This window comes from Pantoea stewartii subsp. stewartii, from assembly GCF_008801695.1.
Classification (GTDB): Bacteria; Pseudomonadota; Gammaproteobacteria; order Enterobacterales; family Enterobacteriaceae; genus Pantoea; species Pantoea stewartii.
Genome location: NZ_VZPF01000020.1, coordinates 15,347 through 30,845 on the forward strand (window position 1 = coordinate 15,347; position 15,499 = coordinate 30,845).

The following is a 15,499-nucleotide window of genomic DNA, read 5'->3' on the forward strand; positions in this document are numbered from 1 at the left end:
GGAGGGCGGGAACAGGGGAGATGCGCGGGATTACACCACGTAGCGCCAGACTGACTTTGGTACGCAGCCCAGGTCGAACAAGCGGCCACCCGATGCGAGTTCGGCACGACGATGGTCGGCTGCCCTGTACATATTGATAATGTCTTTGTCGTCCGATAGCGAATAATTCAGATGGTCATACAGTCTTTTCAAGACTTTCAAGGTTATTCACTTTGCGAAATTTTAACAGGTAATCGTGCGCAGTCATTTTTGTCATAACGAATCAATAAGAAAGAAGGCCAAGTATAAGCACCACGCGGCTGGCGAATTTGGCAATGCCGATTTCGTCGTCCAGCAGCCGCGCCATTAAATCCTGAAACCGGTAAAGGTTGGGGGCGATGATTTTCAACAGATAATCATAGCCGCCGCTGATGTTGTAGCACTCGACAATCTCCCGATACTGACGGGCACCGGTTTCAAACCGCAGGAAATCAGAAGGGTAATGACTCGCCAAGGTGATCTCGGAGAACACCACCAGATTGCAGCCCAGTTTATTCAGTGAAATCCGGGCGGCATAACCGGCGATAATGCCGCTCTGCTCCAGACGGCGGGTTCGCGCCAGACAGGGACTGGGGCTGAGGTTTATTGCCTCAGCCAGTTCGACAATCGAACAGCGCCCCTCGCGTTGCAGATGCTCAAGTATCCGGATATCGGTGCGGTCAGGGAGCCTGGCATGTGACATAGATGGCGTATTCTCTCAGGTTGAATGGCCCATGCGTGCTGCGGTGGCGTCCGTCAACCCCTGGTCGAGCACGTCGATTATTATTTCCGCCTGTTCGGCCGTCAACACCAGAGGAGGACGGATCTTCAATACGTTATGGCCCATGGCGCAGGCACTCAACAATACGCCTTTTTGCCGCATCCGGTTCACCACCTGACTGGTCAGCCAGCGGTCGGCTGCGCGGCTCTGCCGATCAGAAACCAGTTCCACGCCCACAAACAGGCCCGCCCCCCGGACATCGCCGATGGCTTCGTGCCGGTGGCTCAGGCCGCGAATGCCTTCCAGCAGCCTGTTCCCGGTTTCACGCGCATGCGCAATCAGTCCCTCTCGCTCAATGGTATCCAGCACCGCCAGGGCCGCCGCGCAGGAAACAGTATTACCGGCAAAGGTATTGAAGTAGCGGGAGCGCTGCCCAAACTCCGCCAGCACGTCGGCTGTGGCCAGTAAACCGGCAACAGGCTGACCGTTGCCCATGGGTTTGCCCAGCGTCACGATATCCGGTCTGAGTCCGTGACGTTGAAAACCCCACATGTTTTCGCCCGTGCGGCCAAAGCCGGGCTGGACTTCATCGGCGATAAACAGGCCGCCAGCCTGCCGGATGGCGTTCACCGCGCCGTGCAGGAAGCCGGTCGGTCCGGGCAGGATCCCGTCGCTGGTAAAGAGTGAATCCACGATCAACGCGGCAGGCTGAATGCCGTGACGTTGCAGATCGGCAATGGCCGTTTCCACATCCTGGGTAAAACGTTCGCTCAGATCGACACCGTCGGCGTGATAGGCGCGCGGGGCAGGGACTAGCCGAACATGCGGCCCCAGATCGACGCTTTTACCCAGCGAGGGTGAGAACTGTGAGACGGCATCCGTAATGCCATGATAAGCGGTTTCGGTCACAATAATTCCGGTGCCACCGGTCCGGATTTTGGCAATACGAAAGGCCAGATCGTTGGCTTCACTGCCCGTGCAGGTCAGCATCAGGTGAGCCAGGTGGGTTTCAGGTACCGTCGCCAGCAGGCGCTCAGCCAGGATCAGAATCGTGTCATGCAAATAGCGCGTGTTGGTGGCCAGCGTTTTGACCTGATTGCAGATGGCGTCCGTCACCGCCGGATGGCAGTGCCCCAGCGAGGTCACGTTGTTATACACATCCAGATAGCGGCGCCCTTCGGGATCGAACAGCCAGGCACCCTCACCGCGCACGATGTGCAGAGGATGTTCATACATCAGGCGATAGGCCGGGCCCAGCAACGCATCGCGGCGGTCAATCATCGCCGCGGTCACCGGGTCAACATCGGCCTGCCCGGGGATATAGGCATTAACCATATTCAGGTCGGTGGTGCTTTTCATGGAAGTCTCCCGTATCAGAGTTCGGCCAGCAGGCGATCACGTGCCGTGTCGCGGGACAGGTCTGCCAGCATCGACAGCGCCTCCCAGGCGGCAGGATTGTGACGCATGATGTAAGCGCGGTTATGTGGATAGCGGGCCGCGCGCCATTCGGTAATCAGGACTGTAATCAGATGACGCGTCGCCATCAGGTCGGTGACAAGAGCCTGTTCCAGATCGGTGAGCGGCAGGGTTTTGTGGTAGGCACCGACGAACTGCGCAGCCCCTGCGAAGGGATCGTCACAGCCGGTCATCTGAAAGGCCGCGGCAGTGGCCACTTCCCCTACCAGCGGTGCATAGATCATGTCGCCAAAGTCAATGATGCCGGTGAGACGATCCTGTGCGTCTGGCGCAACCAGCACGTTATACAGGTGATAATCGTTATGGATCACCTGCGCCCGCAGCGAGCCAAGACGCGGCAATACCTGGGTGGTGAAGCGCATCATAAATTTTTCTGCGAGGCGACGCCGTGCCGGATCGATGACTGCCTCCAGTTTGTCCATCAGGCGATGCGCGGCGGAAACATTCCACAGCAGATCGTGGCGGGCGGCCGGATGTGAAAAACCCTGCAACGCCAAATCCAGCCGGCCCAGACAGCACGCCATGGCCCGACGCTGTGCGGGGGTAGGTTGGGTATCCCTGACCTGAGAGCCCTCCAGCCAACTCAGCATACGAACCAGCGTGGTGCTCCCTGCTGGTAACGTGACAATGTCACATTCCTTACCCGCTGATGTGCGCACGACGCGCGGTGTGGGCAGATCCGGTGCCACCTCGGCGATATGCTCAAGCGCGGCGATCTGGAAATCGACAATCGCCTTCGCTTCGCCGGGATTACTGATTTTCAGGACAAAACGCGTACCGGTCGGGGTTTCAATGCAGCAGTTCTGGTCGCGTTCGCTTGCCAGTGGCTGCACAACGGTATCCGTCATACCGTACCGCTCTGCCACTAACGCCTGTACGGCAGATAACGACAGCGCAGGCGCGGCGGTATTCAGGGCGACAGCCTGATGTGTCTCAGTTTCAGACATGATGTTTCCCTGCCGTTGAGGAGATCACAGGCCCAGCAGGCCGGGAAGCTGGCGGAAGTCGGTCAGGCGGTTCACACCGTAACCGTCAATGGCCGGCTCATGACCGCGATCGATAAACGCCCTGGCCATAAAGCCCAGATCGCACGCTGTCATCAGGTCATAACGAAAACTGGATGAACAGTGCATCATCTGTTCGGGGCCGCAGCCCAGTTGGTCGAACATATACTCAAAGATCCGGGCACGCGGCTTGTAGGCCTGGGCTTCTTCGGCGGTGTACACCGCATGAAAGGGCGCGCCGAGACGGGTAACGCTGTGCGGGATCAGGTCGATCATGGAATTGGATAAAATCACTAACGGAATATGCTGTGCTATCGTCGTCAGCGTCTCAACCACATGCGGATGAGGTTGCCAGCTGGCCACGGCAGCATAAAACGTCTGCGCATCGCTTTCCTGATAGACGACGCCATGGGCATGACAGGCGCGCTGAAGCGCATTTTCAATCACCTGGTAAAATGGTTTCCAGGCACCCAGCACCTCATCAAGCCGGTAGAAACGAAAATGCGCCAGGAAAGTCGCCATGTGCGCTTCGCTGACCCGATCGGCATAAATGCCCTTTGCCGTTGGGCCCATTTCGAAATTGATTAGCGTGCCATAGCAATCAAAGCTGATAAATTTTGGCCTGAAAATCATTTGCTTAACCTCTTTCATGTGGATGAAAGAAGTATATCGCGCGACGCAAACACATAATTTCTTATTACCGCGACAAAGAAGGGGTTTTTGCTCAATTGCGGCCGCTTTACGGCATCGGGCCGGGTGGTGGGGAAGATCCTCACTGACGGGGCAGGCTGAAACGGCGGGACCGGACGTAATGATGCCCAAAAAATTAGTGCGTACGGGCATTGTGTTTTACACTGCGCGCTGCAAAAATTAAGGTGATAAACGATTAAACAGGCGACAATGGCGATGAACGGTACAATTACTACTTGGTTTCAGGATAAAGGCTTTGGTTTTATTAAAGATGAAAACGGCGATAACCGTTATTTTCATGTCATCAAAGTTGCCAATCCTGACCTGATTAAAAAAGATGCCTCGGTCACGTTCGAACCTACGACGAATAATAAAGGGCTGTCAGCGTTTGCGGTGAAAGTCCTGCCAGAGAGTAAATACATTTATATTGCGGGTGAGCGCATCAAACTTACCGCGATTAAATCTTACGTTGTTTTCAGTGAAGACGTTCCGGCAGATGCAGGGATTGATAAAGAAAACACGGTGCTGTCGGTGGGAATACTGATGAATAATATCCGACCCAAATCAGCGCAAAAGACGAAAGCGATGCGCACCCTGAAAAAACTGGCAATCACGACCTTTCAGGGCGCAATCTTAATCTTCACGGAAGATGAGATTGATATTGACGCTACCGTCAAAATGTTCAAAGTCTGATGCCCGATAAAGCCGCTGGCCCGCTGGGACGACGGTCTGGCCGATAAGGCGATGTTCATGGAGCGAGGTCATGCGCCGCCAGCAGCCCATCCGGCAGCGCGGTTATGACGATGTACCGCCTGCCACGCGCCGCAGATCCGCACCTGACCTCGCGCTTTCCGCCTGTCTGCCGACGCAAAAAGGCGGGGCGGTAACGCCTCAGGCTCACTTCTAAACTCTAATTTCACCGATGCAGAGACGACAATGACAAAACTCACTCTTCAGGAGCAGTTATTAAAAGCGGGACTGGTAACCAGTAAAAAAATGGACAAGGTCCAGAGAACCGCGAAAAAATCACGCGTGCAGGCGCGCGAAGCGCGAGAAGCCGTAGAAGAAAACAAAAAAAAAGCGCAGATCGAGCGGGACAGGCAGCTCAGCGAAAAGCGTAAACAAGCGGTGCTGGCGAAAGAGTATAAAGCGCAGGTGAAGCAGTTAATTGAAATGAACAGAATCGTCGTGGCAAAAGGTGAGATCGGTTTTAACTTCACGGATAACAACCTGATTAAAAAAATCATGGTCGATAAACCTGTGCAGACCCAACTGATTAACGGTCGCCTGGCCATTGCCCGTCTGATGGCAGAAAACAGCGACGAGCCGCACTACGCGATTATTCCGGCCAGCGTCGCGGATAAGATCGCGCAGCGCGATCCCGACAGCATTGTCTTAAACAGCGCACTCAGTCAGGACGCGCAGGAAGAGGACGATCCTTATGCCGATTTCAAAGTGCCAGACGATTTGATGTGGTAATCCACGCGACATCAGCCGCTTCAGAGCGCCTCCGCCTGGTCGCGGGGGCGCAGAATAACCGCGTGGCGTTTTACCCCTAAAACGGACTGTCATGACGGGCCTGAATCGCGTCTCCGCTGACAGGATGGGTAAAATGCAGCTCGCTGGCATGCAGCATCAGTCTGGGTGCCCGTGCGCTGTGCGGCGGCAGACCGCCATACCACTCACAGCCTAAAATAGGGTGCCCCAGGTACTGACAGTGAATACGCAGCTGGTGAGTGCGACCGGTTTCAGGACGTAATTGCACTCGCGTGACCGGCAGAGACGGCCCGTCATCTGGGACATACGTAAAACGCGCCAACACCTGATAGCGCGAGCGCGCTGGTTTGCCGGTGCGTGCGCAAATCGCCATCAACGGAAACTGCTTCGCAATCGGCGCATCCACTCTTCCCTCATCGTGTTCAACGTGGCCGCAAAGTAGCGCGGTGTAAACTTTGCTGACGCTTCGCTGACTGAACTGCGCGCACAGGGCGGCATTGATCGCCTTATTACGGGCAATGACCATCAGCCCGGAGGTGCCGAAATCCAGCCGGTGAACTAGGGTACAACCGGGAAAGCGCGCTGCCAGCCGGAAATGGACCGAGTCCTGATTTTTCGGGTGCCTGCCGGACAGGCTCAGCAGCCCGCTGGGTTTGTTAATCAGCAGCAGGTGCGCGTCCTCATAGAGGATCGCGATCGCCTCATGGCAGGGCGGCGCAATAAAATCGTCGAACAGGGCAGACATCAGGCAGCCTCAAAGGGAAGCGGGCGCGGATAGTAACCCATTTTCCGCCCGTAGGCGAATCACGCCAGGCGCAGGACAAGCCCGCGCACGCTGCGTTAGTTAATGCCGGTCACAGCGGCTAACGGCTAATAGCCAGCGCGGTGATCGCTGGCGTGCTTACCGGCAGGCCGAACGTCATCAGTTCACTGCGGGGATCTGACCAGATCAGCACGGTTGCGGGCACCGCGCCAGTAAGCTCCGGGCGTGACACGCTGTTCACCGCCTTGTTGCAGGCGGGAACAGACATCACGACAGGGCGCGACAGACCAGGCGCATCCTGCCAGATAACCGGGCCCGCGCCACAACAGGCTGCATTATCTTTCCGTCTTTCCCTGGCGCTGGCAGCGACACAGCCGGTTACGGGGCGTCAAAAAAGGTTAATAAAAAATACCTAAAGGTTTTTCATGAATACCCGTTATAGATAAATGCAGTGTGATCATTATAACTGCATAAAAAATAACGATTTAGGGCGACTGAATAAAGGGAATGGCATTCATGATGAACAAAATTATCGTTACGGGCACGCTGGCTTTACTCTTTCTGACGGGATGTGCGGAGAATAAAAATACGCATTTGATCAAGGCGGAGAACGGCAGTTCACTAACCGTCAACACGATTTTCGCACCTACCGATATGAATAATAATACCTACGCGGATGTTAAACTGCGCCAGGTCACGCCGGCCCGAGCCGGGACAGGAATGGGAATAGCGGTACTGAGTGCCGTGCTGGGGGGCGGCATCAGCACGGGTTCATTTGATAAGAATAACTACAAGGGCAGTGATATTGACAGCATGCCGGAACCCACCGCCGCGTATTTCACGCCCAAAGCCGACGTCAAAATCCAGCAATGGCTGAATAAAAATGGCGGGGGTTATGCTTACACACAACCCTTGTTCATTGCTGCCTCAAAATGGTCGCTGGTGTACACCGATATGTCGTCCGGCAACAATAACTACGATTTAACGTATCGGGTCCTGTTTTATAAACGTCCGGAAGGCGGCACGATCCTGAGTCCTTATGTGGTTGCGGAATGTGAACCCGCGCATGTCACCGCACCGCTGAATGACTGGACGGCCAACCATTACGCCAAAGTCACGCAGGTGACGCAAAAGATGATGGATGCCTGCCTGCTGGAGCTGGATAATCAACTGCCACGCTTACTGAAAAAATAGTGAGCAGTACGGCCTGTTTTAACCGGCAGGCCGTGCAACAAGCGCCTTAGTCTCCGCTGTAAATCCGCCTCACAACGTCCTTTATCCGCTGCGCCATAAAGATAATGACCACAGCAATTAATTTTCAGGCCGCGCCTGCCGATAATCTAATCACACCTCTGAACGGAGGGCGTTTCGATGTCTGAACTTAAACTGTCTTTATCTGCGGATGATACGCGCACACTGATCATTCGTGCAGGTTTTATGCTGCGTAATTTACGTAACAGCCTACGTGAACTGGGCTACGATCAAACCCTGTCAGAGGTCGCGGGCGGGATCCCGGATGCCCGCGCGCGTCTGGGCTATGTGGTGACCATGACCGAAAATGCGGCCAGTGAGGTACTGGGCTGCGTGGAGCTGACACTGCCTGCGCAGACAACGCTACAGGATACGGCGGAAAGTCTGCTGGCGCGCTGGAACAGCACGGCTATCACACCGGAAAACGAGGGCGCGGCACGGGCGCTGGCGGAAGAAACGCGCACATGGCTTGGCACAGTGCCGCAGTTAACCGGTTTCACCCGTCAGCAACTTCAGGCGGTGATGATGGCTCAGGGTTTCCAGGACCTGACGGGCCAGATTATCCAGCGCATGACGAAAATGCTGAATGAGCTGGAAGTCCACCTGGTTCAGGTGCTGAGGGATAACGTGCCCGCACAGCCTGTGGCCAAAGTGGCCAGTCCACCGGCTGCTGCACAGCCATCAGAGAGCCCGTCAGCCTCGCAGGATGACGTGGACGATTTGCTCGCCAGCCTAGGACTCTAAGGCTGGACTCGCTCTCTTTAAGACCCATCTCTTCCGGCATACTAAAGGGTTGCCTGCGCCATTCGTCAGGCAGGGGGGCGACCTCTCGGCGATACCGCCCACCGGCGCCTTTTCCGCAACACCGACGGCACAGCGGGACAGATTTCTTCTCCCGTTTTGCCAGCCGCACCGCGCATCCTGGCGCGGTACTGTCAACGGCGGCAGTCGCGTATGCCTGCCTGGCCGTCGGCTGTCAGGGCTTGCGCTGACATAAACATCCCCACACAGAACGGCGTCCGCTGCTTCGCGAAAGAATAAAAATGCTATAAATAACAGTTAATTGCATTCGGCTGTCTCGGGCCATATGCATGCTGGCAGGGCTTTTTTACCGACAGGTCAGTCAATTGTTAAAAAATTTCATAAACTAATGTGCGCAATGACTTCATTCGTAGATAACCGGGAACACAACGGTTACTGATTTTAGTGACTTATCCGACAACTCAGGTTGCTGACGGACTATAAGGGGAAATGATGCCATTACACATTACTTATTGGGGAGTTATCGGGTGCGCCAACATGGATACCTGCTGTATTGCTCGTCACGCTTTCATTTATCGTGGGCTTTCTGGCCCGGTTTATTTTTCTCAGGTTCATCCGCTTCTGGCAGAACCGGGACCGAAAACTGTTCAAATCACTGGAAAAGCACCTGCGCGGTTCGCTGTTTCTGTTTATCCCCTTGGTGTTGATCAATATCGGCATTAACTACATCGATCTGCGTCCTGAAACCGTGGCGTTTATCACCTCCACCGCCAATATCTTTATCATTTTATCGATTTGTTCCATTTTGATTCGGTTGACCAATGTGGCGCAGGATATGCTTTTCATTCGCTACGATATCAATCTGTCGAACAATCTGCGTGCCCGTAATATTCGCACGCAGTTAATTTATGTGAAAAAAGTGGCCATCGTGATCCTGGTCTCGCTGAGTCTGTCGATGATCTTGCTCAGCTTTCCCGGCGTGCGTAAATTCGGCACGACCATCCTGGCCGGTGCGGGCGTCGCAGGCATCATCATCGGTTTTGCGCTGCAAAAGTCGCTGGTTAACCTGTTTGCCGGTATTCAGATTGCCTTTACCCAGCCGATCAAAATTGATGACGCTGTTGTGGTGGAAAAAGAGTGGGGCTGGATAGAGGAGATCAATCTGACGTATGTGGTCGTGCGTATCTGGGATCTCCGTCGGCTGGTGCTGCCGATTACCTATTTCACGGAAAACGCCTTCCAGAACTGGACGCGCAACAACGCGCAAATCCTGGGCTCGGTGTTTCTGTATGTGGATTACTCCCTGCCGCTTGAGCCGCTGCGCCAGCATTTCGAGAAAGTGCTCAGTGAAACCAAACTCTGGGATCAGCAAACCCAGGTGCTTCAGGTCACCGACACCTCTGAAAAAACCATGACAATCAGATTATTAATGACGGCACAAAATTCGCCCACCTGTTCCTGGCGGTTTGTGCCGAATTTATTGCTCTCTGGCGGCGGTTGCCGCCTTTTTTACACCTGGAATGCCGCGACCATGCCGCGCAGCGCATGCGCCTGTTCTGACAGTGAGCGTGACGCCGAAGACGATTCTTCAACCAGGGCGGCATTGTTCTGCGTCACGCCATCCATCTGGCTCACCGCGATACTGACCTGCGAAATGCCCTGCATCTGCTCGGAGGAGGCCAGAGAGATATTATCCATGGCGTCAGCCAGTTCGCCGACCATTCCAACGATTTTCAGGATGCTCTGACCGGTTGAGGAGGCAACCGTCACGCCGCTTTCCACCTGTTCAACGGCCTGTTCTATCAGCGTTTTAATGTCACGTGCTGCCGTAGCGCTGCGCTGGGCCAGCGTGCGCACTTCGCCCGCGACCATGGCGAAACCGCGTCCTTCCTCGCCGGCACGGGCCGCCTCAACAGCCGCGTTCAGGGCCAGGATATTGGTCTGAAAGGCAATGCTTTCGATCACGGCGGTGATGTCGCGCACTTTAGTGGCGCTGACCGAAATGTCATGCATGGTGCGCGTCATGCGCTGCACGTCAGATTCGCCCGTGCGGGCAAGCTGTGCGGTTTCACGTGCCGAATCGGCCGTCTGCTGTGCACCGGCCGTATTGCTTTTCACCGTGGCCGTCAGCTGCTCCATGCTGGCAGCCGTCTCCTGCAAAGCCGCCGCCTGCTGTTCGGTACGTGAGGACAGTTCGGTATTGCCCTGCGCGATTTCATCGGCAGCCAGCGCAACGGAGGCCGAAGCCTCTTTAATCTGGGAAACCAGCGCACGGAGCCTGGCTTGCATGACGTCAAGGGAGGCCAGCAGGCTGGTGGTGTCCTTGCGGCGCAGTGACTCGGTGGCGGTCAGATCGCCGGCTGCGATGGAGGCGGCCAGCGCCTGCGCCTGTGCCGGTTCACCGCCCAGCTGGCGCATCAGCACGCTGATAGTGACCGCACAGGCACCGACCGCGACAATCACGGAAGCGGTGGCCAGTAGCATCAGAATCAGCGAGGCGCGGGCAGTAGAATGGCTGTTTTGTTGCACAGCAGCCTGGCTGTTTTTCTCCTGAATCTCTGTCATATCGCGCAGAGCATTCAGTAACTTAGTCTGAACAGGACGCAAGTCCTTTAACAGATAGTCCGTGGTTTCTTTATCAAGATTGGCCAGCCCGAGCCTGGTTGCCTGATCCCGGGCGGCAAACGTTGGTCCTTCGCTGTCGGTAATTCTTTTGAAAGCCTCACGACCCGCCGGCGTAGAGTCGGTTGCCAGGATAGCGCCGAGCGCCTGACGGTTAGCAATAAAGAGCGCTTTCTGTTTCTGAATCCGCGTGACTTCAGGCTGCATCGCCTGGGTGTCGCTGAGCAGCGCGATATTCCTGACGGCAATGCCCATATCTCTGACTTCACCGTACATGGATTGCGCTAACTGATACTTTTTCATCTTGATGTTGACGGTATCGTCCATGCCTTCACGGGCATGATGCAGGGCCTGATGGGCGATCCCGGTGCACAGGATGAACAAAAGAATAAGCAGGCCAAAACCTGCAATAAGGCGTGTGGATATTTTCATTATTGTCTCATTATGTAGGTTAAATTTGCTGTGTTTGCGTTCGTAGCAAAAAGGACATTACTTTTTACGGCTACGTTTAAATCGTATCAGAAATAAGCAGTTTTGCTTTTTCGTGCGCACATTTTGCCGAACAGGCCTCATCACATTTTCCAATGACGCATGGCCTTGTCACTTCAGCGTGAGCATGACACTATCCTTGCCTGTCTATACATGTACTGTCACCCTGCGTTGGCGTCCGCCGGACGTAAACAGCAACGCACCCCATACACTGCCCAGTGAGGAAATGATGCCAGCCGAAACATCTGCAGCAGGTTATTCAGGCGTTGAGAAACCGCGCCTCTCTGAAAGCCGTTCCATTGATTACATCCCACTGCGGGAGCGACATGGTCATCCTTTTAGCCAGTTCACACTGTGGTTTGGCGGAAATCTGCAAATCACCGCCATAGTTACGGGTGCGCTGGCGGTGGTGTTGGGGGGCGATGTGGTCTGGTCACTGGTGGGATTACTGGTCGGACAGATCCTGGGCGCAGGTATCATGTCATTACATGCGGTTCAGGGGCCGCGCCTGGGTTTACCGCAAATGATCACCAGCCGCATGCAGTTCGGCGTCTATGGGGCAGTCATTCCGCTGCTGCTGGTATGCATGATGTACGTCGGTTTTTCGGCCAGCGGTACCGTGCTGGCCGGCCAGGCGCTGGCTAAGCTGGTGCATGTCAGCAATGCGACGGGCATGATCCTGTTTAGCGCGCTAATCATCGTCATTGCGGTGCTGGGTTACCGGGTGATCCATCAGCTTGGCAAACTGGCCAGCCTTGTTGGTGTACTGGCTTTTGCTTATCTGTTTATCACATTGGTGATAACGCATGACTTAACGCCTGTCTGGCAGAATCAGCACTTCACGCTGGCTCATTTCCTGTTGGCGGTGTCGCTCTCCTCCTCATGGCAGATCGCATTTTGCCCTTATGTCTCCGACTATTCGCGCTATTTGCCTGCGAATGTCTCCGCGAAAACGTTGTTCTGGTCAGTGTTTTTCGGCACCGTAACGGGGACGCAGGCGTCCATGACGCTGGGTGTGATTGTCGCGGCGCTGGCCGGAAAGGCGTTTGCGGGCAATGAGGTTGGCTATATTGTCAGCCTGGGCAGTACGCCCACGATGGCGATGGTGATCTATTTCGCTATCTGCTTCGGCAAAATCACGTTCACCACCCTGAACGCTTACGGCAGTTTTATGGCACTGACCACTATTGTCTCGGGTTTCCGCCAGCAATCCGCAATGGGTCGGGGTGCACGCATTCTGTTTGTGGTCCTGATGGTCAGTGTGGCCTGTGTGATTGCATTGCTGAGTGAACCTGCTTTTCTGAAAACGTTCACCCATTTTCTGCTGTTTTTACTGGCGTTTTTCGTGCCATGGAGCGCGATTAGCCTGATCGATTTTTATGTGATCACCCAGGGCAAAGTGGATATTCCTGCGCTGTCACAGCCAGACGGACGTTATGGCCGCTGGAACAGGGTGGGGATTACCGTTTATGTCCTGGGTGTGCTGGTACAACTGCCGTTTATCGACAATCCACTTCACCATGGTTCACTCACCTGGCTGTTTGCCGGTAACGATGTGTCGTGGTGTATTGGCTGGTGCATCACGGCACTGCTGTGGTGGATGGCCCGCCGCTGGGATCGCCGGGGCACACCCGTCCATTCAGTCTCCCCGGCAGAATAGCTGTTGCCATGCTTTCTGGCGGCAGGTAAGACGGGTTAACGGGGGAATGGAAAAGCGGTTTACGGCATCTTCCCCGTCTCAACAACGGACAACATCGCGTCACAGGCATTTCCGAAAGGCACCCGATGAATCATCCTGACCGTGTCGATGTTCATCGCAAACCGGGCACAGAAACGCCTCCGCCCGTACAGAATTCATGAGGTTACGCCTGGCCTGCGGGCGTTGCCGTCAACGCAACACACTGCTGTTCACAGAAGCTGGAGATCGCATTCGAACAGCATGATCCCCCTGTGACGGGAGATGTTTGATACGCCGCGTTTTATCGTGACATGTTTACTAACAATATTCTGTAAAATAAGTTTTCGCCCTCCCAGCCGCGCTATGCGCGACTTTGCCGTATTGGCTTTGCTTTCTGTCCCCTCTGTCCCACCCGAATTCCATTTTGTCATCTATATAGATTTCCCTGCCAGCCGTTACTGACAGGTGAAGGAAACACAAATTTTCATTTGCAGAGATCTTTCCGGCAAATGTATTCAGCAAAACCGGACTACACACAGCAGTAGCAACATTATCGGGGAAAACACCATGAAAATTGCCACACGTCTCGCTGCAGGCTTCTGCCTGCTCATCCTGCTTTTTTGTGCTCTGCACAGGCATTGCGCTCCACGCACTCTGGCAGGCACGGGACGACATGGATAATGCCGTCAACAATAAAATGTATCGGTACAATCTGATCCAGGATATGCGCAGTGCTGCCCGGGATATGTCCGTTGCGGTAAGAAATATTGCCTTACTGAGCGATGCAAAAGAGAAGCAAACCGAGTGGGAGCGGGTGCAGAACCAGAAAGCGAACTACCTGGCGAAACGCGAAAAACTGGTGAGCAGCATGTCGCAGAATGTATCAGCCGAAGGGAAAAATGCCCTGGAGAACCTGCTCGCTAAAGATGACCAGGCGCTGAACCTGATCACCATGGCAGGCCAGAAGGCGATGCAAAGCGACCAGGCGGCCACAATTGATTATTAGACGTCATCATCGCCCTTTATCATCATCAGAGCGTGACTGACCTGGCCAGGCAGGCTGTCATCGAAAAAGAAGTCAACGACACAATCAAACATATTCGTGCGCTTAATCAGCACTACCTTGCAGAGGACACGTCCAACGAGCAAGACAGGCAAATGACGGAAAAGGCGTTTACTATGATTAATAAAATAGAACGCGACCTGCCGGCCTTTCTGGCCGCCTCACGTGCTCAGAATGATGCTGTGTCTCTGGGAATGTTGCAGGGGACAACAGGGATTGGCGCCGAAGCCCGACAGCTCATTGCGAATTATCAGCAGCAACTTCAGCTCAATACCAATCTCGCCAATGCGCTCAGCAGAGAAAACGACAGAACCTATCATCATACGCTGTTAACCCTGATCACCGGCTCAGCCGCCGCTATTTTGCTGCTGGGGTTCTTTACCGTTAAGACAATTTTAGCCATTCGCCGCCAGCTGAATGCCATGCGCCTGACGATGGAGCAGGCCAGCGAAAACCTCGATCTCACTCTCAAAGCAGATGACACACGCTCTGATGAAATCGGCCTGACGGCAAAAGCGTTTAACCATCTGATTCAGACTGTGTCGCTGTCACTGAACGCTGTGGAAAGTGCCGCGCAGTCTGTCAGTACAGCGTCATCGCAAATGTCAGCGGGTAACGAGGATTTATCGGCAAGGACTGAAGAGCAGGCGGCATCACTTGAGCAAACGGCTGCCAGTATGTCAGAGCTGAGTGAAACGGTGCGTCAGACGGCAGAAAATACCCGACTGGCCAGCCAGTTAGCGAAAAATGCGCGTGAGATTTCAGAAGACAGCGCAGATCGGGTGAAAACAATGCTGACGACGATGGGCGATATACGCGAAAGCTCGGCCAAAATTACCGACATTATTTCTCTCATTGAGGGGATTGCCTTTCAGACCAATATCCTTGCCCTGAATGCGGCGGTCGAAGCCGCACGGGCAGGCGAGCAGGGCCGTGGTTTTCCGGTCGTGGCTGGCGAGGTGCGCAACCTGGCGCAGCGTTCGTCGTCATCAGCCCGCGAGATTAAAGCGCTGATTGAATCGTCAATGGGCTTTGTGGAAGCCGGTGCGGTACAGGCTGAAGGGGTGGGTACAAATATGCACAAAATGAACGATGCCGTCCGGCAGGTTACCGATTTGGTCGATGAAATCTCTGTCGCCGCCCAGGAACAGTCTCAGGGAATTAGCCAGGTCCATCTGGCCGTCAATCAAATGGATGATGTGACGCAGCAAAATGCGGCCCTGGTGGAAGAAGCATCCTCTGCGTCGCGTTCTTTAATGGAACAGGCCTCAGCATTAAACCGCCTGGTTGCCACGTTTGTTATCCAGCGTGCAGGACCTGACGCGCTTAAGGAAGTGAAAAGCGCGATAGCTCCGCCCGCCATGATGCGCCCTGTCAGCAATATTGTTTCCGCTGCAGCGGAGACCAACTGGCAGAGTTTTTGAAAATCAACACAAACGCCTGTGCTGCTGAAAACGGGCGCAGG

At 54.7% G+C, this 15,499-nt stretch carries 14 protein-coding genes and 3 pseudogenes; 9 read left to right on the forward strand and 8 right to left on the reverse strand.

Annotation, left to right across the window (positions count from 1 at the left end; all coding sequences use genetic code 11):
* Positions 1-30 precede the first annotated feature (30 nt).
* From ydgT to F7Q90_RS07530, 5 genes and pseudogenes are all read right to left on the reverse strand, one after another.
* Positions 31-247: pseudogene (gene ydgT, locus F7Q90_RS07510) on the reverse strand (transcription modulator YdgT).
* Between the two features lie 15 nt (positions 248-262).
* Positions 263-721, reverse strand: a complete 459-nt coding sequence (locus tag F7Q90_RS07515) for an Lrp/AsnC family transcriptional regulator (protein ID WP_006119025.1) — start codon at positions 719-721, stop codon at positions 263-265.
* Positions 722-736: 15 nt separating this feature from the next.
* Complete coding sequence (locus F7Q90_RS07520) at positions 737-2,098, reverse strand: aspartate aminotransferase family protein (protein WP_006119026.1); 1,362 nt, start codon at positions 2,096-2,098, stop codon at positions 737-739.
* 14 nt (positions 2,099-2,112) lie between these two features.
* Positions 2,113-3,162, reverse strand: coding sequence for a phosphotransferase (locus F7Q90_RS07525; protein ID WP_006119027.1), 1,050 nt, complete (start codon positions 3,160-3,162; stop codon positions 2,113-2,115).
* A gap of 24 nt (positions 3,163-3,186) precedes the next feature.
* Positions 3,187-3,852: a haloacid dehalogenase type II gene (locus F7Q90_RS07530; RefSeq protein ID WP_006119028.1), complete on the reverse strand. Its 666-nt coding sequence runs from the start codon at positions 3,850-3,852 to the stop codon at positions 3,187-3,189.
* Positions 3,853-4,119: 267 nt separating this feature from the next.
* Between F7Q90_RS07530 and F7Q90_RS07535 the strand changes: the two genes are divergently transcribed.
* From F7Q90_RS07535 to F7Q90_RS07540, 3 genes are all read left to right on the forward strand, one after another.
* The gene (locus tag F7Q90_RS07535; RefSeq protein ID WP_006119029.1) at positions 4,120-4,602 is read left to right on the forward strand and encodes a cold-shock protein; all 483 of its coding nucleotides are present in this window, start codon (positions 4,120-4,122) and stop codon (positions 4,600-4,602) included.
* Positions 4,603-4,672: 70 nt separating this feature from the next.
* On the forward strand, positions 4,673-4,816 hold the full coding sequence (locus tag F7Q90_RS26605) for a hypothetical protein (protein ID WP_006119030.1): 144 nt from the start codon (positions 4,673-4,675) through the stop codon (positions 4,814-4,816).
* Positions 4,817-4,845: 29 nt separating this feature from the next.
* Entirely contained in the window at positions 4,846-5,388 is a 543-nt protein-coding gene (locus tag F7Q90_RS07540; RefSeq protein WP_006119031.1) for a DUF2058 domain-containing protein, read from the forward strand.
* Between the two features lie 76 nt (positions 5,389-5,464).
* Here F7Q90_RS07540 and F7Q90_RS07545 read toward each other — a convergent pair whose 3' ends face one another.
* Both F7Q90_RS07545 and F7Q90_RS27605 read right to left on the reverse strand, forming a co-directional pair.
* Complete coding sequence (locus F7Q90_RS07545; protein WP_006119032.1) at positions 5,465-6,151, reverse strand: RluA family pseudouridine synthase; 687 nt, start codon at positions 6,149-6,151, stop codon at positions 5,465-5,467.
* A 118-nt stretch (positions 6,152-6,269) separates the two neighbouring features.
* Positions 6,270-6,401, reverse strand: coding sequence for a hypothetical protein (locus F7Q90_RS27605; protein WP_263758101.1), 132 nt, complete (start codon positions 6,399-6,401; stop codon positions 6,270-6,272).
* Between the two features lie 287 nt (positions 6,402-6,688).
* Between F7Q90_RS27605 and F7Q90_RS07550 the strand changes: the two genes are divergently transcribed.
* The 3 genes and pseudogenes from F7Q90_RS07550 to F7Q90_RS07560 form a co-directional block, all read left to right on the forward strand.
* The gene (locus F7Q90_RS07550) at positions 6,689-7,363 is read left to right on the forward strand and encodes a hypothetical protein (protein WP_237166132.1); all 675 of its coding nucleotides are present in this window, start codon (positions 6,689-6,691) and stop codon (positions 7,361-7,363) included.
* A gap of 177 nt (positions 7,364-7,540) precedes the next feature.
* Entirely contained in the window at positions 7,541-8,164 is a 624-nt protein-coding gene (locus tag F7Q90_RS07555) for a protein phosphatase CheZ (protein WP_006119034.1), read from the forward strand.
* Positions 8,165-8,735: 571 nt separating this feature from the next.
* Positions 8,736-9,635, forward strand: a pseudogene (locus F7Q90_RS07560) (mechanosensitive ion channel family protein); the annotation flags it as partial.
* 56 nt (positions 9,636-9,691) lie between these two features.
* Here the strand turns inward: F7Q90_RS07560 and F7Q90_RS07565 are convergent.
* Positions 9,692-11,236, reverse strand: coding sequence for a methyl-accepting chemotaxis protein (locus F7Q90_RS07565; protein WP_006119035.1), 1,545 nt, complete (start codon positions 11,234-11,236; stop codon positions 9,692-9,694).
* Between the two features lie 286 nt (positions 11,237-11,522).
* On the opposite strand from F7Q90_RS07565, the gene F7Q90_RS07570 reads away from it, so the two are divergent.
* From F7Q90_RS07570 to F7Q90_RS07580, 3 genes and pseudogenes are all read left to right on the forward strand, one after another.
* The gene (locus F7Q90_RS07570) at positions 11,523-12,953 is read left to right on the forward strand and encodes a purine-cytosine permease family protein (protein WP_006119036.1); all 1,431 of its coding nucleotides are present in this window, start codon (positions 11,523-11,525) and stop codon (positions 12,951-12,953) included.
* Positions 12,954-13,644: 691 nt separating this feature from the next.
* Positions 13,645-13,977, forward strand: a complete 333-nt coding sequence (locus F7Q90_RS07575) for an MCP four helix bundle domain-containing protein (RefSeq protein WP_006119037.1) — start codon at positions 13,645-13,647, stop codon at positions 13,975-13,977.
* Between the two features lie 2 nt (positions 13,978-13,979).
* Positions 13,980-15,458: pseudogene (locus tag F7Q90_RS07580) on the forward strand (methyl-accepting chemotaxis protein); the annotation flags it as partial.
* Positions 15,459-15,499: the final 41 nt, after the last annotated feature.

Coding starts and splice junctions, on each gene's coding strand:
- F7Q90_RS07515 (WP_006119025.1), bottom strand. CDS start 721: ATGTCACATGCCAGGCTCCCTGACCGCACCGATATCCGGATACTTGAG.
- F7Q90_RS07520 (WP_006119026.1), bottom strand. CDS start 2,098: ATGAAAAGCACCACCGACCTGAATATGGTTAATGCCTATATCCCCGGG.
- F7Q90_RS07525 (WP_006119027.1), bottom strand. CDS start 3,162: ATGTCTGAAACTGAGACACATCAGGCTGTCGCCCTGAATACCGCCGCG.
- F7Q90_RS07530 (WP_006119028.1), bottom strand. CDS start 3,852: ATGATTTTCAGGCCAAAATTTATCAGCTTTGATTGCTATGGCACGCTA.
- F7Q90_RS07535 (WP_006119029.1), top strand. CDS start 4,120: ATGGCGATGAACGGTACAATTACTACTTGGTTTCAGGATAAAGGCTTT.
- F7Q90_RS26605 (WP_006119030.1), top strand. CDS start 4,673: ATGCGCCGCCAGCAGCCCATCCGGCAGCGCGGTTATGACGATGTACCG.
- F7Q90_RS07540 (WP_006119031.1), top strand. CDS start 4,846: ATGACAAAACTCACTCTTCAGGAGCAGTTATTAAAAGCGGGACTGGTA.
- F7Q90_RS07545 (WP_006119032.1), bottom strand. CDS start 6,151: ATGTCTGCCCTGTTCGACGATTTTATTGCGCCGCCCTGCCATGAGGCG.
- F7Q90_RS07550 (WP_237166132.1), top strand. CDS start 6,689: ATGAACAAAATTATCGTTACGGGCACGCTGGCTTTACTCTTTCTGACG.
- F7Q90_RS07555 (WP_006119034.1), top strand. CDS start 7,541: ATGTCTGAACTTAAACTGTCTTTATCTGCGGATGATACGCGCACACTG.
- F7Q90_RS07565 (WP_006119035.1), bottom strand. CDS start 11,236: ATGAAAATATCCACACGCCTTATTGCAGGTTTTGGCCTGCTTATTCTT.
- F7Q90_RS07570 (WP_006119036.1), top strand. CDS start 11,523: ATGCCAGCCGAAACATCTGCAGCAGGTTATTCAGGCGTTGAGAAACCG.
- F7Q90_RS07575 (WP_006119037.1), top strand. CDS start 13,645: ATGGATAATGCCGTCAACAATAAAATGTATCGGTACAATCTGATCCAG.